We start from the raw sequence: 22,451 nt of genomic DNA on the forward strand, positions 1-22,451 counted from the left end.
CGCCATCAAACGCCAGCAAACAAGCGCCTCGCGACCTTGCATATCTGGCATTGCTCCAACCGTAAGCGGCAGAGCCGCTCACGAGTTCCTCAAGCAGGTACGGCCCCGCCCTGTTCTTCCAGAAAACGCAGTATTTCAGCCGTTTTTTCTTCCACCAGCACACGGTTCCCCCTGCTCTCCACATTCAGGCGCAGCAGGGGTTCGGTATTGGACATGCGCAGATTGAAACGCCAGTCGGTAAATTCAAGATTAACGCCGTCCATGCTGTCTTCGTGCAGAGCCGAAGCCGCATAACGCTCCCTCACCTGCCGCATGAGAGTAGGCGCATCCTGCACACGGCGGTTGATTTCACCGCTGCACGGGTAGGCCGCCATGCGTTCTGACACCAGCGCGGCCAGGGGCTTGCCTGTGCGGTGCAGCAGCGAGGCCACCAGCAGCCAGGGCAGCATGCCCGAATCGCAGTACGCAAAATCGCGAAAATAATGATGCGCGCTCATCTCGCCGCCATACACGGCATCTTCGGCGCGCATGCGTTCCTTCATAAAGGCGTGTCCGGTCTTGCCCATAACGGGCTGGCCGCCTGCGGCCTGCACCACCTCGCGGGTGTTCCAGTACACTCTGGTGTCGTGCACCACCTTGCCGCCAGGCACACGCCGCAGCAGCTCCTGCGCCAGCAGGCCTATGCAGTAGTAACCTTCAATAAAATTGCCGTCCGCGTCATAAAAAAAGCAGCGGTCAAAATCGCCGTCCCAGGCTACGCCCATGTCCGCGCCAGATTCGCGCACGGCAGCGGCTGTAGCCGCCCGGCGCTCTGGCAGCAGGGGGTTGGGTACGCCATCGGGAAAAGTTCCGTCAGGCTGCATCTGTCGGCAGACAAATTCAAAGGGCAACGCGGCCATCAGATTGTTCAGCACCAGTCCGGCGCAGCCATTACCAGCATCAGCCACAATCTTCAGGGGCTTGCGGCCAGCAACCGGTGCAAGCTGCCCAGCCCCGCTGTATTCCAGCAACCAGGCCACATAGTCGGCACGAAACGAAGCATGGTGCAGAGGGGATGCATCAAGGGGATCGGCAGTGTCGCCGCTCTCGGCAAGAATGGCCTCCACACGGTCGCGCAGGGCAAACAGGCCGGAATCGCCGCTGATGGGTATGGCCCCGCCGCGCACCAGCTTGAAGCCGTTTTCGTCCGCCGGATTGTGACTGCCCGTAATCATGACGCCCGCCCCAAAGGGCTGATTGGCGGCGGCATAATAGATTTCTTCCGTGCCGCACATGCCTATGTCCGTCACCTGCGCCCCTGCCTCACGCAAACCCAAGGCCAGCGCATCACGCAGTTCGGGGCCGGAAAGCCGGGCATCACGGCCAATCACAACGCTTTTTGCGCCCAGTATTTCAACAACGGCCCTGCCCAGTGCGCGCGCCAGGGGCGCATTGAGAACACCCGGCACACGGCCCCGGATATCGTAGGCTTTGAAGCATGAAAGTGAATTGCCCATGACGTCCCTCTTCTGAATTATATTGATGCATTGCCTTTTTCATTCCAGACCAAGAGAGCAATGCATACCTTTTATCCAACTTGCAGCCCGATTGCCAATGTATTTTGGTGCGACCAGATTCCGCACGGAATCTGGTCGCCATGTACACAAACCCCACAAGTCCGCCCTACAGCTTTTACGGACATGAAATGCATAAAAAAAGGGGCCACGGTATTATCCGTAACCCCTTGATATTATGCTGGAGAAGAAGGGATTTGAACCCTCGACCCCCGCCTTGCGAAGGCGAGTACGGCACTCCTATGAATTTTTACTAATTCTCATTAGTCACCAGAGTTATTGAATTTTTATGAATTGTTGTTAGATTGGCTACTACCAATTTTTACTGTATTTCATGATTTGTGTTGGGCAAAAAGCATCCCAACACACAACCGAGAGTATCCATGAAAAAAATCAAAAAGTGAAAAATCTCAAAAATATGCAGGGAGCTACTTCAGGTTTGATGTCATCGGCAAGGAAAATACTTACTACATTGTTTACCGTCAAGGCGGACGCGAGGCAAAACTCATTGAGGAATCTGCTGGTAAAGCTTCTTGTGTTACCTCGCCCCACTGCGTATACCACCTGTAAGTTATTGGTTCCCAATGGGTTGCAGGTATATTCTTTTCACGGTAATCTTCCGGTGTCAGCCAGTCCAATGAGCTGTGCGGTCGCCGAGGGTGTAATCCTGTCGCCAATCTTCAAGGAGCATCGTACAGGGACAGAAACACGTTCTGATTCAAACAGCCATCCCGGAATTTTCCGTTAAAACTTTCAATGTGCCCATTATCCGTGAGCTTCCCGGACGAGTAAACTCTACCTGTACGTCATGCTCAAAAGCCCATGCATCCAGAGCGTTACCGCTAAATTCTGGGCCGTTATCAACCTTGATACGCTGCGGCAACCTTCCTTGAAGGCGTAGGTTTTCAAGGACGTGCACGACTCTAACTCCAGGCAATGACCATGGCCGTCTGACTGAACAGCGGTTAAACTGAATCACTCGGCAAGCCAGCCGCTCTGAGTAGCCAGGCCCAGTACGACTGTGATGCACGGCTTCCATGTTGGCTGCGGGCTTCAAAATTTTTTTGAGAGCACATCCCTCCGGACGACAATATCAAGAGCCTGCTCGCCGAGAAGTCTTTCCAGACGGGCGTTCTCTTTCTCCAACTGGCGCAACCGCTTTGCGTCAGAGATGTTCATTCCATTGAACTTGCTGCGCCATTTGTAAAAGGTCGCATCAGAGATGCCATTCTGCGGGCACAGGTCAACAACACGCACTCCTGCCTCAGCTTGCCGCAATATCCCAATAATCTGCTCTTCAGTGAATCTGCGACGTTTCATTTTGTGCTCCTATGCCAAGAACACTAACTTTTTAATGGCATACTTTTTTGGGGGAGGGTCAAAGTCGCCATCCTGGCTGCCAAGAAAAATCCTTTTTTACTACAAAAATCTCCGTAGTTTTTCCCCAACACTTCTATTTAATAATGCTTTCTCTGGGGGAGGTGGATTTCCATGCCTTGCTGAATTCTTAAAAAGTGCTAGTGTGCTCACTTGCACGAAAGAGATTTTGCGGTGCTATTGTAGACAGAATTGATCAGGTACACCTTCAGGGAAGGGTTAACTTGCAGGATATTCTTCTCATTTCAACTGCAGATTGGGACAATCCTTTCTGGACGAATAAACAGCATATGGCGGCCCTGTTTAATAAGCGAGGGTATCGCGTGTTGTATTTGGATTCTTTAGGGCTACGCCGACCAACCTTGCATAAGCGTGATTTAAAAAGAATAGTAAAACGCTTGGTCAAAGCCTTGCCGACTGTTCACGAAGTGCGGCCCAATCTGTGGCGTATTTCACCACTTGTCCTTCCTTTCCATTCAATTTCCATGGTGCGTTCATTTGACGCAGCTCTTCTGCGCGCACAAGTGAAATACTATCTAGCACGCATCGGCATGCCTCGCCCATTGATCTGGACATATAATCCTGTCATCGTTGAACTTTGCTCAAAAATTCCCAATTCCGGCATTGTCTACCACTGCGTTGACGATTTGGGAGCCTGCCCCCGTATTGACCCGGCCACAATTCAGAAAGCAGAAGCAAAATTAGGAAATATTGCTCAACTGTGTTTCGCAACATCCCCGATTCTCTACGAACGAATGGCCCCTCTTTTCCCCCGCGTCATCTATGAACCGAATGTCTGTGACCAGGCTTTTTTTGAAACTGCAAGGCTTAAACCTGCTGAACCAGCAGAACTCACGAAGATTCCCCACCCCCGGCTTCTCTTCGTGGGAGCCTTAAGTGAATACAAGATCAATTATGACCTGATGGAAACCATCGCCCGCGACATGCCGGAACAGCACTGGATACTTATCGGTCCGGAGGGCGAAGGGCAGCCAGACAGCCGCCGTCCTCCAGTTGGGGCCAATATACACATGTTGGGCCCACGCACCTACGGGCACCTGCCTTATTTTATGGCACATTGCGAAATGGCGGTCTTGCCTATTGCACGCAACAACTACACGGACGCTATGTTCCCCATGAAATTCTTTGAATTCCTGGCAGCGGGGCTACCCGTGATCTGCACAAGGATTCCAGCCCTTAAGGAATTTGAATCATTGTATTTCCCTTGTGACACACCAGAAGACTTTCAAGCCGCCATCACAGATGTACTCAATGGCGCTCGCCGAGACCAGGAAGAGATTGATGCCGCCTGCCACCATCATTCATGGGAAGCCCGGTTCACGCGCATGGAAAAAATACTTGAAGAAGTTTTTCCCCAGACCATACGCAACGAGACTACTTCCCATGTATAGATACCTCCAAAACATTCAGGGGCTACTCAAAGTTCTGCTACTCTACCCGGTGGCAGAACGAATGCAAAAACGCCTTATCACTCCCAAATTGCGCATTCTTCGGGCAGAGGCTGCGGCCCCCTTTGTACAGCGCAAGGCAATTGCGAAGGAACGCCTTATTGGCGTACTTTCCCATGCAAAAGCAACCGTACCTTACTATCAAGATCTTTTCACTTCGCTAAATTTTGATCCCGAATGTCTTCGCAAAGACATGCGCTATTTTGAAGACATCCCTTTCCTGACAAAAGATATAGTGCGCGAGCAAGGGCGCCGCCTCATCAGCAGCACGCATGCGGATGCCATTGTGCGCGAACAAAAAACAGGCAGCTCCACAGGCCTTGCTGCCACAATTTATTATGATCAGGAAGGGCTGGACTGGACTGCTGCGCAGAACATCATGGTGCTTGGATGGGGAGGTAAACGCCGCTACCATAGAGAAGCCCACCTCTCTACCCTATTTGCAGCAATGCCACCTGAAGCGGCGAGTGTTGAAGCAAAAAAGTGTTTTGTCCTACACCGCAAAAATATTTACACTGAGGGTTTTGGAAACCAAGCTCAACTTCGCCTGCTGGAGGATTTGCAAAACGCCAAGGCAGTGTTCGTTCAAGGGCACCCTTCCTCCATGTTTGCTTTAGCCCGTTACCTTGAAAAACAGAGCAAAACAGCCCCAGGACTTTTTGAAGTATTTGTCTCAACCGGTGAACTCCTCACCGCAGAGCAAAGAGTGCTTATAGAAAAAATCTTTTCGGCGCGAGTATCCAATCGTTATGGAGCCTGCGAATTTGGGGTTATGGCCCAAGAACTGGCAACAGGGCCTGTCGATGAACTGCTCGTTTCCGATTCCTTGGTATGGCCAGAAACCATTGACAGTAAAGCTAGTGAACCAACTGAGCTCGTGTTCACCAATCTTCGCAACCCTGTAATGCCGCTGATTCGCTACCGCATGGGGGACGTTGGCAGGCTTGCAGAACGTAACAACGGTTGGTGGATTACACATCTTGCAGGCAGAACCCACGATGCTGTCAACATCAATGGCTCAAGCTATCCGACACACTATGTACAGGACATCCTTGACCGATGCGGCCCCATTGATGACTTTCAAATTCTTGTTGCCAATCAGATAGCCAAGGAACTGCGCCTGGTGGTCAACCCGGAACAATGGGAACAAACGCAACAGGCTGTAAAGAAACAATTTCCGACATTGCCTTTGCGACGTATTGACCCTGAGGATCTTGTATTTGTCGGTATCCGTGGCAAATTTTCCTATATCATTCGGGAGAATGCATGATCCCGAATGAAAAGTGGCAGTGGTACCGAGACATGCTGTCAGTTCTTTTGCATAAGGAGCTTACAGTACGGTATAAGGGAAGTTTGCTGGGCTTTGTTTGGTCTTTACTGAACCCGTTGGCGCAGGCACTGGTTTTTTATGTTGTATTCAACGTTTACATGCGGTTCCAGATAGAACACTACCTGGTAACCCTGCTTGCAGCGATGTTTCCTTGGCAATGGTTTGTCAACTGCGTCAATGAAGGGCCGCACTGCTTTAGCGGGAACCCCACGCTGATAAAAAAAGTGGCCTTCCCTCGGCAGGCTATCCCTCTTGTCATGAATCTGCAGAATATGGTGCATTTTTGCATAGCATTGCCAATCTATGTTGTTTTTATGCTCGCAGACGGACTTCGCCCCGGTCTGATCTGGCTAGCAGGAGTTCCGCTTTTGCTGCTTCTGACGCTAGTCACAATCTATGGCATCTCACTTTTTCTTGGCTCTCTAAACCTTTTCTTCCGTGATCTCGGCAATTTGACCGTCATACTTACGCAAATTGCCTTTTTTGGCACGCCGATAATGTACACTCTGGCCCAGGTTCCTGAGCAATATTACTGGTGCTTTAAGGCAAACCCATCAGCTCCTATTATAATCTGCTGGCGGTCTCTTTTACTCGAAAATTCAATCAATCTAGAATTTTTGCCTTTTGCAGTATTATTTGCAGTATTTTTTCTCATTCTAGGACTTTTATGTTTTAAAAAACTCCAGCATCGTTTTGCGGAGGCCCTCTAATGTCTGACACTGTAATCCGCTTTGACGATGTCTATAAAAGCTACCCATCATACAATCAAATTACTGGTGGAATAAAAAGTTTTTTATTCCACCTTCCGCAGGCAATAAAAGAACTCAACAGTCGTAGAGCAGCACTGGAAGGCATCAGTTTTTCCATACACAAAGGGGAAAAATTCGGCTTTATTGGTAAGAATGGCGCGGGCAAATCGACCACGCTAGGTCTCATTGCTGGGGTTCTCACACCAGACAAGGGGAGTGTGCAGATCAACGGCCGGGTGTCCCCCCTGTTGGAACTGGGCGCGGGTTTCCACCCGGAACTTTCTGGTCGCGCCAACATCCTCCTGAACGGTGTATTGATGGGGTTAACAAAACAAGAAGTTCTTGCCCACGAGCAAAAAATAATTGAATTCGCAGAAATTGGAGAATTCATAGACCAGCCAGTCCGGACTTACTCATCCGGCATGTATGCAAAACTGGGATTTGCCATAGTAGCCAATTTGAAGCCAGAAATTCTTCTACTTGATGAAATTCTGGCAGTCGGTGATATCCGCTTTCAACAAAAATGCGGCAAGGTCTTTGAGAATTTTAAAAATAACCCTGAAGTTACCATGATTTTGGTTTCCCATGCCCTGGAGAGTGTAAAACAATATTGCACACGAGCTGCCTGGATTGAAGACAAAAAAATCAAGATGGTCGGGCCAGCGGATGAAGTTGTTGAAGCATATGAACAGGCAAACGCGTTGCCGTACAGCGCGGAACGAGTCCGCACAGAAAGATTGCGCACACCACATCCTCGCCACAAAATACAAAAAAGATGGGGGGGAGCTTTTTGTGCCAGAAAGGTAGCGTCTAAAATGCATCTAACGCAAAAAGATAACATAGACAGGAAGATTTAACATGTTGGACATCGGTGTTGTCATCCCACAATTATCCAAATACGGCGGCGCAGAGCGTCTTGTCGTAGAATGCATCACGCGCTGGCAACATAAGCACAAAATAACAATTTATGCAGAACGTTTTAACTCTGAGATGCTTGAGGAGCACGGCATTGGCCGCGATGTAGCACTTCGCACACTTTCTCCTCAAATTGAAGGAAACACATATTCTTTTTTGCTAAACGCTACATTCACGCCAAAACTATGGAGCGGAGAAATTGGGCAGCACGATGTGTACAATACACACCTGTGGCCGCTACATTTATTAGATCTAGAACCTGCGGTGTGGTACCCACACGAACCACTCAGAATGCTTTATGACTTAAAAAATGATAAAGACCTCATTTCTATAACTAGTGAAGAGGAAAGAAGAGTTCATATTTATCCTAAATATAATTATGATAATGTAAATAAATCTTTTTTCCAGCCAATGTTGCGGTCAGCTTCATCTTTTGACAAGACAGGAAACCCTTTTCGCATTGTTGCTAATAGTAAATATTGTGCTTCATACATCGAATCAGTATATGGAAGGCAAGCAAGCCGTGTAGTTTACCCTGGCGTAACTGTTGAAGATTTTTTGCCACCAATAGCCAATGAGTATATTCTTACAATAGCACAACTTTGGCCCCATAAACGTATCCACCTAATTCTGCAAAGCATGCGTTTGATGGATAATATGCAACTATATATCGTGGGGAGTGGTCCTGAAAAGCAACAACTTATACGCCAAGCGAAAGAACTTGGAGTGTATGACAGAACATTTTTTCTCTCTGACCTCACAAACCACGAAATCCAGATAGTCTTTTCACGTGCATTGGCAGTAGTCTTCATGCCGGTGAGAGAACCTTTTGGTATCGTTGCACTAGAGGCCATGGCTGCAGCAAAACCATTGGTTGCAGTCAACGAGGGCGGTTATATTGAAGTAGTAGATGACCGCTGCTCGTTCCTCATTCCTCCCCACGCAGATGTACTGGCCGAAAAGCTATTGTGGCTCAAACAGCACCCGCTGGAGTCCGCTGCAATGGGAGTCCACGGTCGTGAATTGGCACAGCAATACAGCTGGGATCGCACAGCAAAAGAACTGCTAGAAGAATTAGAAGACGCCCATGACGCGTGGAAAAACAAAAATTCTTTGCAGCTAACCAGCTCAAATGATGGTCCTATTTTCGGCGCCCATTACTATGGCTGGTACGGGAATGGACTGGGAAGCGAGCACTGGAATGACTCTGCCGAAACTGGCACAGTAACGGAAATGCCGCAACTTGGTTATTATAGTTCTACAAGTGGCGATATACTTGAGCAGCACTTACATATGGCAGAGAATGTGGGGTTAGATTTTTTCTTCTTTAACCTGCACATCAATAGCAATGGCCCAATTCAGCGAGAAATGGAGGCTTTTAGCCTTATGCTGGAGAGAGCGGCCTACTTGAAATCATCTGTCAAAATTTGTCTACAGCTATGTCTCTACGATTGCACGGAAGCGATACTTGAAAAAATTTGGATAACACTATTCAGCAAGGTGTTTCGTCATCCAAACTACCAACAATTCAAAGGTAAACCACTTCTTTCAATTTTTTGGACAGGTCAGTACGATGGAGACGTCGCATTTTTGAAAAATCTGCGAAAACACTCTGCACCCGTTACATTGTTAGCCTCCAGCCTTCGCCTGTACCCACCGCATGAGGAGCCCGCACTGACCTTTGGCGCGTTTGATGGGTGGTCGCTATTTTCTCCTCTGGAATTGGCTTCTCCAGAGCATAGAGAAAAACTCTGGAGAGAGGCATACAGCCATGCCAGCGCAGGACAGCAAGGCATCCGATGCTTTACAGTTTCCCCTGGCTACGATGACACAGCGCTTGTTGCCTCCGCGCGTCAGTGGAATTCCCACCGCAATGTTCCGCGTGAGGATGGCAAGGTCTATCGCCAAATGTGGGACACCGCCTACACGCTCCCTCAACCACCTGATATAATGATAATTTCTACTTTCAATGAATTCCACGAGAACACTCAAATAGAATCCACGGTCAGCTCTGGTTCACAATACCTTGAACTAACACGTAGCGCCATCAAAAGAGGGAAAGACACATGGAAAAAATGAGTCATCCCACCCCTGCATATCTTGTGATTGACGAAAATGAGTTTGCGTTTTCTGACAAAGACGAAATTGCTTTTCGAGTTTTTCCAAAGGGAGAAGCCCTAACATCTGGCAATGTCTTCATTGTGGATATTTATGCTGCGGATGACCATTCACACCCTAACGGACACGCAGGCTGGTGGGAATATCCCCTGACTGGCAGTACTTCAGTGGACGTTCGCGTAACGTGCACGGAAAAAGGGTTAACAACTTTTTTTAATGGAGAGTCCGCACAGACCTTTTGGCAAAACGACAAATTTCACATTGCAGGACGCACCCTCATTATGCACCTTGTTGTCAGAGAATGGCGCTCGACAACTATTCTTTTTAATGATCCCATCAGTCTTTACCCCGATCAAAAAAAACTTGAAGCAAGCAAACCATGCGTTAACCTGGGCGATCTGCCAGATGACATGCCGTTACGATGGTTCATCTGGCCTGCGCAACAAAGGGTGAAGATTGTTTTTGGGTCTTTAAACTCGAAAGGTTCGCAAACACTGTGTCGTCAGCTAGCTGTACTGCTAAGCAAAAACAATATTTCATTTAAAATTTATGCGCACGAGTACAGCAACACACAGCGCAAGTCAGTTCAGCCCGTTGAATATCTTTGCCATGATGCAAAAAAAGAAGACCTCATTTTTTTTGTACTAGCAGAAGGTGGCCCAGCGTTATCTATCGTTGCAAACTTGTCGTGTAAAAAAATTCTCTACCACATGCACCTTCCGGACTATAGAAGGTATCAGGCATTTGACGCCGAGTTTGCAAGGAAGCTCGAAGAATTAGCTGACCAACAACATCTGATAATGAAATTTGACGGCATATGCTATGAATCAGAATACACTAAAAAGATTGTAACCCAGTCTTTATACAAGCAAGCATCTCTGAGCCTGTTAGAGGAGTGGGGAGCATGCCAAACACCCGATGGAATAGTGACCATAAGCCCCATTGGCATTTGTGACAAAAATTCAAACTCGCCGAAATGCTCAACAGAAACACTTTTCTGCACTCTGCCCAAAGGAAGTCCAGAATTTCTGCCTCAACGCTTGGCGCTCACTATGACAAAACCAGGCATTCCACAATCGCTAGGGAGTTTTCCACCTTCACTCTGGCGCAAAAATTGGGATAAAATAAATGAAGAGGAATGTCACCATCCTGAAATGTTTATCCTTTCCGTTGGTTCTTTCCGCCCGGACAGACATCATGAAACAACCCTTCAAATCTTTGCCGAAGTTGCAAAACAGCATCCGTCTCTAGGTCTTGTTATTGCGGGATGGCCTTTTATCAATGGCTACTGGGATTATTTACGCTTCTTGCGCGAAAACATATATTCCCAGTACGCTTCGAGGATTGTTTTTTTGCAAAGCTGTAACGAAGGACAACTAAAGTACCTTTATAAAAGAGCAAAGCTCTTTTTTAGTGCGTGTAGTCACGAAGGATACAGTGGATCAATCATTGACGCGCTCTCATTCAAATTACCAATAGTAGCCCGGCAAACAACGTCTACAGCGAGCCTGCTAGGACAGTCAGGGTTACAGTTTAACACAAGCATACAACATTCTGACATTGCTCATGACATATTAAATATCTGCTTAGACAGTAATTTTCACAAATCTATCGTTACCAATCAGGAAAAAAATATGCGCCAAAGAAAATTCCTTTCCGCAAACATTTTTTTTGAATCACTTCAAAAAACAACTTTGCAAAAAAATTAACGTGAAAAAGACACGAAGTAAAATTCAAAATATTCACAAGGAATGATCTTTTTCATTCAAGCGACTAAAGGATTAACGATGTTCAAGCTATTACCGCATTTAAATATCACTTATGAATTCGATGGAAGAGTAAATTTTGTTTGGCTTCCCCAAAAAACACAATTACAAATACCGGCAACAACAAAAAATTGTTTTTTTGAATTGCGATTGGGTTACCCCTTTGATGATCCATTGAAGAAAGCACTCATATCTAACCAATCAGGAAACTTTGACGACTTTGAGTTAGCAATACACAAAGGATGGCAAAGTTATTTTATTCCACTGTCGGAAAATAGCAAAGAACAAATGCTTACCATATCTTTTTCGCATAGTTTGGAATGTAAAGGAGATTCAAGATTTTTAGGAGCAATGCTCTCATATTGGGCAATAACAGACAACATCGAGAGAGTTGAAGAAATAGCCTCAATCAATGAAATTATTTCACATGCAGTAAACCTTCGCGATGAAGAGGATACAACTGAAACGTGGGTTTCCACCCTGCATGGATTAGTAACACATGAACAAGATCAATTTTACCAAAAAAAGGCACTCCCTCCAATCAACATTGACCAAAATGATGTTTTACAGTCTTTAAGTGTCGATTGTAAGCGTGAAATATTATTATCAAACAACATTAAAAGAGGTTCGTCTGTTCTGGAAATCGGCTGCGGTAAAGGGACGCTGGGATTTCTATCTCAAAACGATATAAAACTTACAGCCATCGACCTGTCTATAGAAAACTGCAGAGTAGCCCTCAAGCGCGGATACACCTCTTGCCTGACCGCATCTGCAGAGCAAATTCCCTTTCCGGATGACAGCTTCGACTATGTAGTTTCTGCTGATGTATTTGGACACATCCCTGTTGAAAAAAAACGAAATTGCCTTGAAGAGATTTCAAGAGTATTGAAAAGCAATGGAACAACGATTCATTTTATTGAAACAGACAAGTTTGACCCCACAGTACTCTCTCCTTCTGACTACGCGAGAATGGTACTTGTTGATGGGCATATAGGTATTGAACCGTTAGATCACACAATTAAACTCTTTTCGTCATATTTTTCTGTAATTAGCTCTCAGCTCATAGGAAATAGTTTTATGTCAGCTAAGCATTGGCTGCGAGCCCATGATTTATATGGAGACAACCTGCCAGGAGAACTCGTTTCTTTCCTGCAAAATGCTAGCGCCGAAGAATTTGCAGCATTTAACCTCGGAAGCGGGATATCATTCTGGCGCTCGCTACAAGCAGGCATGAAAACAATGTGCTCGGGGGGAATGCTGTTTATTATATGCAAGAAAACTGATGGGAAAGTAAAAATGTCATAACACTTAAAGAATGAAGATAGCACTTGGTAGGGACAACAATATTCATATACCACTAGGCAGGAATACAATGAAATACGCTGAATACCAATACATTGATATTATATATTCGACCGACAATCCCGGAGTATTAGAGGTTGCCTCTCCAGACGGAAATATTGTTTTTTCAGCCGACATATTGCCAGGCCTCAGTAATTTTTTGGCCCTCAGAATCCCTCAAAATATTTCTTTCGAGACTTGCACAATAAATAGCACTGGCAACTTAAAAATTTTTGATATGAAGGTTCGGAAAAATTTTTTTGATTTTTTTAATTTCAAACAGAAATATAACACCGAAACAATATGTAGCGACCTGCAATATCAAGAATGCACAAATAAAATACGAAGTGGTATTACTTTCTTCGTAACCTATAAGTGCACATACAAATGCCCTTTTTGTTGGCAACGCGCAGAAACTACCAGCTATGCAGCCCAGAAAAATATAGACTTTGATCCGGCTAAGCTTGCACAAACATTTAACAGACTGCTGCCCGCATTTATCTATTTTACCGGGGGCGAGCCAACTTTGTACAAGCATCTTTTCCCTATGATCAGTATGCTTGACCCTCAAATCAAATGCAGAATAACAAGCAATCTTGGCCCCTCATTTGATGTGGACAAATTCATATCACGTATTGATCCAGACCGATTTGAAATGCTGATGTTTAGTTATCACCCGTCAGAAACAACAAAGGCTCAGTTTCTTGAAAAAATAGATAAACTAATTTTGAATGGATTTACCAAAATACTCGTTGAATCGGTGCTTTATTCGAGCGACATCCCAAGCCTGCTTGAGATCAAAGATGACCTGGAAACCCGCAACATAATCAGACGCTACGACACATGCTGTTTGCCAAATGGCAAACAGCATGTCCTGTCGGACAAAGCGAAAGAGATGACTCAAGAACTGCAAGACATCGGCATGCAGGAACAAGCGGATAACAGCATGGCTTTGCAGCAATCTGGAAATATGTTTGCAAACAAACAGTCATTAATACTGTGCCCCGCTGGTCATAAAAATTTCCATATAGATCCGGCTGGGGATGTCTACCCTTGCATGAGTGCCCTTGACCGCTCTAAACTTTTTGGGAAATGGGCATTACCTCATTACCAACCAATCGGCAACATTCAAGATCCCAATTTTGACTACCTTTCAGAACCAATTATTTGTTGGGAGGCATTCCGCTGCTCGGCATGTGACTATGAAGCTCTTCAATCAGGATGGCGGTACCTTGATGAAGCCCATCCCCCTTTGCCAGAATAGTTAGCCCGCACTTTTAGCAAATTTCTAAAAAATTATTCAGCACCTTCAACTACAGCACCCCAAGAGGAATCCTATGAACTCTACCACAGAGAACGCTTATTCTTTATTTTCAGGTACTTACAACAAAGAATTTGATAAAGAAGATGTATTTTTTTGGACAAAAAGACAATTTTCTTTATGTATTCCTCGAAATTATAGTGGAATGATCTTTGAGGTTCATTCACTTGAGAATATGGAAATAACAATAATCAGACCGTCTGGGAAGCAAGATAAATTTTTTGTTTCAAATCGATGGTCAAGATGTGGCATTCTATTTGACGATAATGAAGATTTTTTACTCTTTTCCTGTTCTAATACTGTTTTCGCGGCTGGCGATGAAAGAGAATTAGGCATTTGTATTAAAAACATCGTGCTCAGTTCGGAGCGTGAGAAAGTCAAAAGTGCAAAATTTGAAAATTTGAAAAATTTTGGCAATGAAAGCTATGCAATTGCATGGCCAATGACGATAGACCATATTGCTGAAACTTCGATTCAAGATTGGCCCGAGACAATGGACTATACACGATATAGGTCTTTTGAACTACATCTTCAACACGTCTCACAAAATAAAATTCCTGGAGTCGCTGCTGAAGTTGGAGTATATTTAGCTGGTACTGCTGCAATAATTAATAGATACCTTCCAGATAAAAATATTTATCTATATGATACCTTTCAGGGTTTTGACATGCGCGACGTGGAGATAGAGTTAAGCAACAGTGATGTATCAATTGAACACCTCGATACATTGGATTACTGTAATGCATCCAAGAAAGTAGACGATCCTGTTGCCGCATGCCTAGAAAGAATGCCAAACAAAGATAAAGTAATTATTAGAAAGGGGTATTTTCCAGAAACAGCTGCAACTGATCTTGATTTAACATTTTCATTTGTCTCAATTGACTGTGATCTGTACAAACCAATACTTGATTGTCTTGATTTTTTTTATCCTAGACTGAATTCTGGGGGATATATATTTATACATGATTACAATTCTGAAACGTTATTTGGTGCAAGGAGAGCTTTACAAGAGTTTGAGGCAAAACTATCAATGTCTAATCCTCCAAAAAAGATTGTTAAATTTTATTTAACTGACAGGTATGGAAGTGTAATTATATCAAAATAGATGTCTGAAATAAATATAAAATGATACTATTAGATATTTTTAATTTTTTCGCGTGCCCTAAAAAAATGTTTCAGTGAAAATAGTAATAGTGTCCATATTCCTCAGACGCTGAGAAATAAGTACACTATTACTATTTATTTGAAATATCAGTCAGCTATACTCACTCTCCGGTGAGGCATACCAATGTAGCGACTGGAAAACATTAGTGTTACAAGTTGTTCAGTTGAAGTTACATATGTCTTCAAGAAATTTAGAGAAAATTAAAATTGTGGAGTAGCATATATGTCAAAAAGAGCTTGCTACCGTTTTTATCCCAGCGGAGAATATAAACTCAAACAGATATTCTTTGATAAAGATCACTTTCCACCACCAATTCATGTTCATGCAGGTCAATCTATCTTTCGAAATAATGACGTTGCGATTTCCATAGCGCCAGAACTAATTTACATTAAAAAATTACATATTTTTTTAACAATTCATAGCCAAGGCAGACAAAAAACCTGGAAATTTTTGAGTGGACAGCAAGTAGAGCTGCACAACAGTGCCTCTGACCCCATTCTTCGCCGAAAAGACGGTTCAATAATTCCGGAAGTTCTTCTTCCAAGAGAAGCGCGGCATCTTGCTCAACCTTCATACAGACCTTGGTGCATTCTTCAACTATACGTTGAGGATCCTGACCCCGCAGTATACGCATGGCACGTATCATACTCAGTTCTGCTGCAAAACATCGCTGCTGAAAAAGCGTGGTATCAATCAGTTGGTGTTAGCAATAATGGCTGCCATTTCGGTAGGATGGCACATTCAAAAAGCATGCACATTATATCGCGCAATGTTATGCCGCATGATGCCGTGGGCAATTTCTGCCTTGAATTATCAAATTTTTTTAACAAATGTGGATATCTAACCTATATATACGCACACGACTTTTCTCCGGAGCTCGCAGGAAGGGTCTGCTCCCTTTTCCAGATCCCCCAAGCAGCCTATGGCGAAACAATTTTTTATAATTACTCAATAACAGATCCTTTTTTCCCTTACATAGCAGAGATCCATGCTGGGAAAAAAATATTATATTATCATAATGTTACGCCAGGTCATTGGTTTTCATCGTGCTTTCCACAATATGGTCAGCACCTTGACTCTGCCCAATCGCAGTACCCTCTATTTTCTTCTTTTGACACAGTGATAGCGAATTCTGATTTCAGCTTGGAGCAAATTAGCCCGTTCCTACGTAAAGACGCTGCGCTCTCCATATTCCCCCCCTATTTTTCGTTGAAACCACAAACGGTAAAGGCAGCATGCCCTGCACCTACACTTAAAAGCAGATATTCATTACTCTGGGTTGGTCGCATTACTCCACACAAACGGCCCGACTTAGCTCTGAAAGTCTTTGACGAACTTGTAAAATCTGGCGTAGACGCATCCCTTACCTTTGTTGGTGGTGGGCGCTATGATTTCCCAAGCTTCGCAGAACACATTGATGCCTGCTTGGCTGCTCTTCCAGCCGAAGCCCAGTCACGTGTGCAGTTTATGCAAAACATATCTGATGAACAGCTCGCTTGGCTTTACAAGCACTCAGACCTTCTCCTCTGCACAAGTGCTCATGAGGGTTATTGCATGCCACTTGCAGAAGCTGCAGCCTGCAATCTGCCGGTAGCCGCCACACCACAGCCCGCAGTACTGGAAACTCTTAATGGCGGAGGCATAATTCTTAACGAGAATCCGCCATCAGCTGCGCAAGTAATCAAGAATTTCTTGACCCGCGCAAGCGAAGAAGAACGCCGCGCAGCAATACCAGTTCTTAAACAGTTGCCGACTGATGAGCTTATACGCATTGTTAAGGGTGATGCATAAATGTCACTTACTGTCCTTTTCAACACATACCCCGTTGCATTTGATTGCCCTGGTGGCGGTGAGATTCAGTTGCTCAAGTATATGGAGCAACTGGAAAAGGCCGGAGTCCACGTGATTTGCTTTGACCCGTGGAATGCAAAAAAACAGTTCGATCAGGCTGACATAGTTCATTATTTTTCTGTGCAAGGTGGTTCTTGGCGTTTTTGTGTGCATGCACAAACGGTGCGCATGCTTCCGCTGATTATTTCACCTATTATCTGGATTGACGACCCAGCCAAGTATGGCATGGAAGAGATTGGTGCTACGCTGCGTATGGCTAACCACATCCTCCCCAATTCACAGGCGGAGTGCGATCAGCTTGCCAACATCTTTGACATGTCGCCCTCACTCTTTTCCCCAATCGTGAATGGGGTGGATGATATCTTTTTTGTTCATGCTGATCCTGCCGTTTTTCGCAATCAATTTGGCATCCAGAACAAATTTGTTCTCTGCATGGGCAACATAGAGGCGCGCAAAAATCAATTACGTCTGATTGAGGCGCTGAAAGGATCAGGTCTCCACCTTGTGCTGGCAGGTCAGGAGAGGGAAGCAGACTATGCTTTGCAATGCCACGCCGCGGCTGATGCAACTGTGCACTTTGTCGGGGTGTTAGAGCATGGTAGCAATCTGCAACGTTCGGCCTACGCTGCAACAGAAGCCCTGATTTTGCCTTCAACACTGGAAACTCCCGGTCTCGCAGCGTTGGAAGCCGCCGCTGCCGGATGCCGCATTGCCGTTACGCAGGAAGGTTGCACGCGTGAATATTTCCGAGATTTTGCCGAATACATGAACCCATACGACACCACAAGCATTTGCCATGCCGTACAAACTGCGGTGAATTCACCCCGAAGGCCGGAATTTTCCACATTTGTAAAAGAGCATTACACGTGGAAGCATGCCGCCCAACAACTGATTGCCGTATACAACAACGTATTGGCCACACGAGGATAGAAAAGGCACAAAAACATGAGCGCAAAACCAGTACTTGCCCTTGTGGGCACACGCCCCGAAGCCATAAAGATGGCTCCTATCATTTTGCGCCTCCAACAGTCAGCCGTGTTCCAACCTGTTATCTGCTCTACAGGGCAGCATAGAGAAATGCTGAACCAGGCTCTGGCCGATTTCAACATCCATCCCGATATAAATCTGACTGTCATGCAAGAAGAGCAAACGCTCACAGGCCTCGCCGGCAGGTTGTTTCTTAGGCTCGAGAAAATGCTTAGCGATGTATCCCCCGCCTGTATTCTTGTGCAAGGCGATACAACAACCGCCTATGCAGGTGCAGTAAGTGGTTTTTACACAAAAATTCCGGTGGGGCACGTAGAAGCAGGTCTTCGTTCGGGCGACATGTATGCTCCCTATCCCGAAGAATTCAATCGCAGGGCCATAAGCTTGGCTGCTACATGGCATTTTGCTCCAACCCAAGGCGCAGCAAACAATCTGCTTCAAGAAGGGGTCGCGGCTGATAGAGTTCTCATTTCCGGCAATACCGTGGTTGATGCGTTGATGTACATGCGGGCTGTGATCAGGCAGACACCGCCGCCGCTGCCCCCAGTTATCGAAGACATTTTGCGAGCTAATGCCCCGTATGTGCTTATTACTGCGCATCGCAGAGAAAATTTTGGGCAAGGAATGGAAGACATTTGTTCGGCCATTGAATCGTTGGCTCACTTGCACCCGAACTGTTTTTTCATCTACCCAGTTCACCTCAATCCACAAGTACGAAAAATTGTGGAGCAACGCCTGTCAAATCTTCCAAATGTAATACTAACTGAACCATGCGGGTACCGCCCTTTTTTACGCCTTCTGGATAATTGCCTATTCGTTTTGAGTGATTCCGGCGGCATTCAAGAAGAGTCGCCATCTTTTGGCAAAAGGGTGCTGGTAATGCGCGACCGTACAGAGCGCCCCGAGGGGGTGGAGGCTGGTTTTTGTCGCCTTGTGGGTGCATCAAAGAATAACATCATTACAGCGGCTGAAGAGCTTTTTGTCTTGTCCGCCTCCACAGGCTTGCCTGGTGCCAACCCTTATGGAGACGGAAACGCCGCGGAACGCATTGTTACCCAACTTGAAAAAAATCTTATTGGCAATATAGAGGCTGCTACGTGTCCACTCTAAAAAGAGCTGTTTCAATTTTACAAAGGAAGGGCTTAGCCCACTTTTGCGAAAAGGCCTTTCACTTTGCAGGAAGCGCCTTCCGCTACCGCTTTTTTCCGCATCAGGATAAAAGAAACACCAACTGGCATCGCTATATTCAGGATCTCGATGCCCGCGTCGAAGTAATGAAGGCCAGCCCATGGAAACTGGAAATAGAGTCCACCTCTGTCTGTAACCTTCAGTGCATCATGTGTTCTCATGTTTTCTCCCATCCCCGAATCGGAAAGCATTTCAACCTGGAATTGTTGGGCCGCCTTGCAAATATGCTCCCAGCCGCAGGAGAATTTCAGCTCATGGGTTCAGGAGAGCCGCTCATCAGCCCTGCTTTCTGGAAAATTATGGAGATTATTGGCAATAATCCTTCCTATATGAAACCCACCATCGGCATCAGCAGCAATGCTGCAGCCATGACACCATATATTGCCGCAAAACTGCTGAGTTCACCATTGAGGGAAGTAAGTTTTTCGCTTGACGCCGCAACCCCAGAAACCTACCGGAAGATCCGCAACGGCGACTTTATGCGCACGGTTGAGCACATCCGCCACCTTCTGCAATGCCGCGGCAAAGATAATACAAAATCTCCACGTGTCATGCTCAATATGACCCTAATGCGCGAAAACATCGATGAACTACCCCAATTTATAAAGCTGTCCCATTCGCTAGGAGTTGACGCCATACAGTTCTGGCCCCTTCACGATTATGGCGACATTGACGCTGAGGGGTGGAATGTGAACCGCAATGGTTGGAAGTTCAACTACAGAGACCAGATGCTTGGTCAAGACGAGGCAGACGCGCAACACGCCAACAGCGTCCTTGACGAGGCCGTTGCACTTTCAGAAACACTTGGTGTGCCAATCATCTGGCCCATGGGTGGAAAAACCCATATCAAACCCATGGAAAAACGCCATACAGTGTCAGCGGCGTCCTCCACCAAGCCAGCAGCATCGCAGAGAACGGCATGCCCCATTGATTGTGTTGCCCCCTGGGAATGGATGCTGGTTAATGTTAATGGCGATGTGCGCCCGTGCTGCCACGTACAACAAACTTTTGGGAACATAAGGCTACAACAGCCAGAAGAAATCTGGAATGGCGCTAACTACCGTGAAATGCGCCGATATCTTGCTCAAGGCAAACTGCCGCCCCAATGTCGCAATGCAGCCTGCAAATATGCTCGGGGCAACTGGATGTATTCTAATTCCACTGATTAGAGGCCTGACAAAACCCCATAGAATTTTTATTCGCATCAAGAGACTGACAGACTAGGACAACACCCCATGCAATTTTCAAATATGGCCAGCACAATGGCCTACACCGAGAGTATTGTAGCCGCAGCTCTCAGGCGCAGTCTTGGGCATACCCCTAAAATTATTCCTTTTGACGGGGGCCTTGTAATTCCATGCGGTAAAGCATCCTCCTGGGCTAGCGGAGCCCCTTATTGCGGTAAAGTACTGGTACTGGGCAGGCCTACTGATGGAATGTTGCGTCTCCTCGGGCTGAAAAATACCCCTGCGCTGCCTTCTATTGTCGGGCAAGATGCATGCGCCCCCGCCCGGGGAGAACTCCCGTTTACGGAAAGTCCTGCCGTTTTGAATTACATTTCACACCCTCTTTTGGCGGGTCTAGCAAATCACCTCCACAGGCGGCCTTTTACACGTTTTGATTACGAAGATGAATGGAACAACCTGGGATTTGGGCGCATCAGAACTGATAATTCACCATGGGCTGTTGAGGGGGGCATTGAATCTGATGGCGCAATCGAACTGGCTTCCATTCAACTACGAGATGCCCAGCAACAGTGCCACTACGCGGGCTGTTATCTATCCCTGCATGATACACCAACATCTTCCATCTTATGGTGCGCGCGCCCTGTAGGGCCTTTAGACAGCACAGAATGGAGCATTGTTGAGCGTTTTATCAGTGACTGGCGTTCTGATGACATGCCCTGCTTACCTTGTTTAAAACAGGCTCCCGCTGGATACCGCTGTCTGGTGACTATGCGCCTGGATTGCGATGAGGATGTGGCCTCAGCCAAGGATGTTTTTGATTGGTATTCAGGAGAAGGCATCCCTTTTTCACTTGCCCTTAAAACAAGCCTTGACCTGAAACCTGACGACCTTGCCCTCTTGCAGGCAGTATCTGACGCAGGAGGAACGCTACTTTCGCATTCTCACATGCATCAACTCAGCTGGGGGCCCACACCAGAAGCTGCGGTGAGTGATGCTGCAACCTCGCGCAAGCGCTTTGAAGAACTTTTCCCTTCGCTGACTCCTGTAAAACTGGCGGTATCCCCCTTTCACACCAACCAGCCCTACGCGGTGCAAGCTTTGGCTAAGACAGGTTTTACAGGCTTCGTTTCCGGCATTATTCATAATGACCCCGAATACATGGTGGGAAGAGCTGGCGTGGTCCCTTTTGTAGACGCCCCCATTGTAACTATCAGCCAGCAGTCTATGCTGCATGGGGACTGTTACCGCCGTCAGCACCATAGCGTTATCGCTCACGTTATGGCATTTGAAGCGCAGTATCAGGCCGAAGGGATTTTTGGTTATCTTGATCACCCGTTCTCACCACGTTATCAGTATGATTGGGAGAGTAAGGAACAACGCCTTGAGGCCCATAATAAACTAATAACTACCATACAATCTTACGCTAATATTGCCTTCTGGGCACAGCAAGATTGTTTCGAATTTGTTAATGCTCTTGCTGAGGTACAACTCAACGTAACTCCACAGGGCCTCGTTCAAACTGCACACCCGAGCAGGAACGATATTGCCTACCGATTCAAGGGCAAAGAATATCTACTTGCCGATGCAGTGTTTTTTTAGGCGTTCCGCGCACGAGTTGCCCGCACAATCTTTATTGCGGATGCCCTGGCGGGCATACCGGCTTTGTTTGGTATGCCCATTTTTTATCGAGGTGACCCTCCTACCGAAAAGTGACCCTCCCAACCTCGATTGACCTTCATTTACCTGTCAGCCATCCAAGATTTGTACAATAACGAGATTGTTGCCTACAGCTTTTCAGCCAGTAACACTCTCGACCTAGCGTTTGCCAGCTTGGGCAAACTCCCTACCCTTGACCCTCCCCCCGAAAAGTATGCCATTGAAAAGTTAGTGTTCCTGACATAGGAGCACAAGAATGAAACGTAGCAGATTCACCGAAGAACAGATTATTGGAATTTTGCGGCAAGCCGAGGCTGGAGTTCGCGTTGTCGATCTATGCCGTCAGCATGGCATCTCGGATGCGACCTTTTACAAGTGGCGCAGCAAGTTCGGTGGAATGAACATCTCTGACGCAAAGCGATTACGCCAGTTAGAGGAAGAAAACGCACGGCTGAAAAGACTTGTAGGCGAGCAGGCA

The 22,451-nt window shown here is 46.3% G+C and carries 17 protein-coding genes, 1 tRNA gene and 1 pseudogene; 15 read left to right on the top strand and 4 right to left on the bottom strand.

The features are described from left to right. Nucleotides 1–89 precede the first annotated feature (89 nt). The 4 genes and pseudogenes from G449_RS0100385 to G449_RS0100390 all read right to left on the bottom strand — a co-directional run. Nucleotides 90–1,496 (bottom strand): phosphohexomutase domain-containing protein, encoded by a 1,407-nt coding sequence (locus tag G449_RS0100385; RefSeq protein WP_022657326.1) that lies wholly within the window; start codon nucleotides 1,494–1,496, stop codon nucleotides 90–92. Nucleotides 1,497–1,735: 239 nt separating this feature from the next. Then, nucleotides 1,736–1,815, bottom strand: a tRNA-OTHER gene (locus tag G449_RS18325). A gap of 418 nt (nucleotides 1,816–2,233) precedes the next feature. Next, nucleotides 2,234–2,311: an integrase core domain-containing protein gene (locus G449_RS18740; RefSeq protein WP_081640408.1), complete on the bottom strand. Its 78-nt coding sequence runs from the start codon at nucleotides 2,309–2,311 to the stop codon at nucleotides 2,234–2,236. Nucleotides 2,312–2,618: 307 nt separating this feature from the next. Further along, a pseudogene (locus G449_RS0100390) lies at nucleotides 2,619–2,873 on the bottom strand (transposase); the annotation flags it as partial. Between the two features lie 281 nt (nucleotides 2,874–3,154). On the opposite strand from G449_RS0100390, the gene G449_RS15290 reads away from it, so the two are divergent. From G449_RS15290 to G449_RS0100475, 15 genes are all read left to right on the top strand, one after another. Beyond that, nucleotides 3,155–4,342: a glycosyltransferase gene (locus tag G449_RS15290; protein WP_022657328.1), complete on the top strand. Its 1,188-nt coding sequence runs from the start codon at nucleotides 3,155–3,157 to the stop codon at nucleotides 4,340–4,342. Between the two features lie 61 nt (nucleotides 4,343–4,403). Next, nucleotides 4,404–5,669, top strand: a complete 1,266-nt coding sequence (locus G449_RS15295) for a phenylacetate--CoA ligase family protein (RefSeq protein ID WP_022657329.1) — start codon at nucleotides 4,404–4,406, stop codon at nucleotides 5,667–5,669. Next, nucleotides 5,666–6,439 (top strand): ABC transporter permease, encoded by a 774-nt coding sequence (locus tag G449_RS0100405; protein WP_022657330.1) that lies wholly within the window; start codon nucleotides 5,666–5,668, stop codon nucleotides 6,437–6,439. Before G449_RS15295 ends, G449_RS0100405 begins: the two co-directional genes overlap by 4 nt. Continuing rightward, entirely contained in the window at nucleotides 6,439–7,335 is an 897-nt protein-coding gene (locus G449_RS15300) for an ABC transporter ATP-binding protein (RefSeq protein ID WP_022657331.1), read from the top strand. Before G449_RS0100405 ends, G449_RS15300 begins: the two co-directional genes overlap by 1 nt. Before the next feature lies 1 nt (nucleotide 7,336). Continuing rightward, complete coding sequence (locus G449_RS17525; RefSeq protein ID WP_022657332.1) at nucleotides 7,337–9,472, top strand: glycosyltransferase; 2,136 nt, start codon at nucleotides 7,337–7,339, stop codon at nucleotides 9,470–9,472. After that, nucleotides 9,460–11,220 (top strand): glycosyltransferase, encoded by a 1,761-nt coding sequence (locus G449_RS0100420; protein ID WP_022657333.1) that lies wholly within the window; start codon nucleotides 9,460–9,462, stop codon nucleotides 11,218–11,220. Before G449_RS17525 ends, G449_RS0100420 begins: the two co-directional genes overlap by 13 nt. A gap of 78 nt (nucleotides 11,221–11,298) precedes the next feature. Beyond that, on the top strand, nucleotides 11,299–12,582 hold the full coding sequence (locus G449_RS15310) for a class I SAM-dependent methyltransferase (RefSeq protein ID WP_159060394.1): 1,284 nt from the start codon (nucleotides 11,299–11,301) through the stop codon (nucleotides 12,580–12,582). Nucleotides 12,583–12,649: 67 nt separating this feature from the next. Next, nucleotides 12,650–13,882 (top strand): radical SAM protein, encoded by a 1,233-nt coding sequence (locus tag G449_RS0100430; protein ID WP_022657335.1) that lies wholly within the window; start codon nucleotides 12,650–12,652, stop codon nucleotides 13,880–13,882. A gap of 73 nt (nucleotides 13,883–13,955) precedes the next feature. Continuing rightward, complete coding sequence (locus G449_RS17530; RefSeq protein ID WP_022657336.1) at nucleotides 13,956–15,044, top strand: TylF/MycF/NovP-related O-methyltransferase; 1,089 nt, start codon at nucleotides 13,956–13,958, stop codon at nucleotides 15,042–15,044. A gap of 282 nt (nucleotides 15,045–15,326) precedes the next feature. After that, entirely contained in the window at nucleotides 15,327–16,895 is a 1,569-nt protein-coding gene (locus tag G449_RS17970) for a glycosyltransferase family 4 protein (RefSeq protein ID WP_081640405.1), read from the top strand. Further along, nucleotides 16,896–17,885: a glycosyltransferase gene (locus G449_RS0100450; protein ID WP_022657339.1), complete on the top strand. Its 990-nt coding sequence runs from the start codon at nucleotides 16,896–16,898 to the stop codon at nucleotides 17,883–17,885. It abuts the gene before it with no gap. A gap of 15 nt (nucleotides 17,886–17,900) precedes the next feature. Continuing rightward, the gene (gene wecB, locus G449_RS0100455; RefSeq protein WP_022657340.1) at nucleotides 17,901–19,052 is read left to right on the top strand and encodes a non-hydrolyzing UDP-N-acetylglucosamine 2-epimerase; all 1,152 of its coding nucleotides are present in this window, start codon (nucleotides 17,901–17,903) and stop codon (nucleotides 19,050–19,052) included. Beyond that, a complete protein-coding gene (locus G449_RS0100465; RefSeq protein WP_159060395.1) occupies nucleotides 19,040–20,299 on the top strand; it encodes a radical SAM/SPASM domain-containing protein in 1,260 nt (419 codons plus the stop codon). Before wecB ends, G449_RS0100465 begins: the two co-directional genes overlap by 13 nt. 66 nt (nucleotides 20,300–20,365) lie before the next feature. Beyond that, nucleotides 20,366–21,916 carry a polysaccharide deacetylase family protein gene (locus G449_RS18330; RefSeq protein WP_159060396.1) on the top strand — a complete coding sequence of 517 codons (1,551 nt, stop codon included), beginning with the start codon at nucleotides 20,366–20,368 and terminating at the stop codon, nucleotides 21,914–21,916. Between the two features lie 313 nt (nucleotides 21,917–22,229). Beyond that, nucleotides 22,230–22,451: transposase (locus G449_RS0100475; RefSeq protein WP_022657344.1), on the top strand; the 222-nt coding region annotated here is incomplete at its 3' end.

The organism is Desulfovibrio desulfuricans DSM 642 (assembly GCF_000420465.1).
GTDB classification, from domain to species: domain Bacteria; phylum Desulfobacterota; class Desulfovibrionia; order Desulfovibrionales; family Desulfovibrionaceae; genus Desulfovibrio; species Desulfovibrio desulfuricans.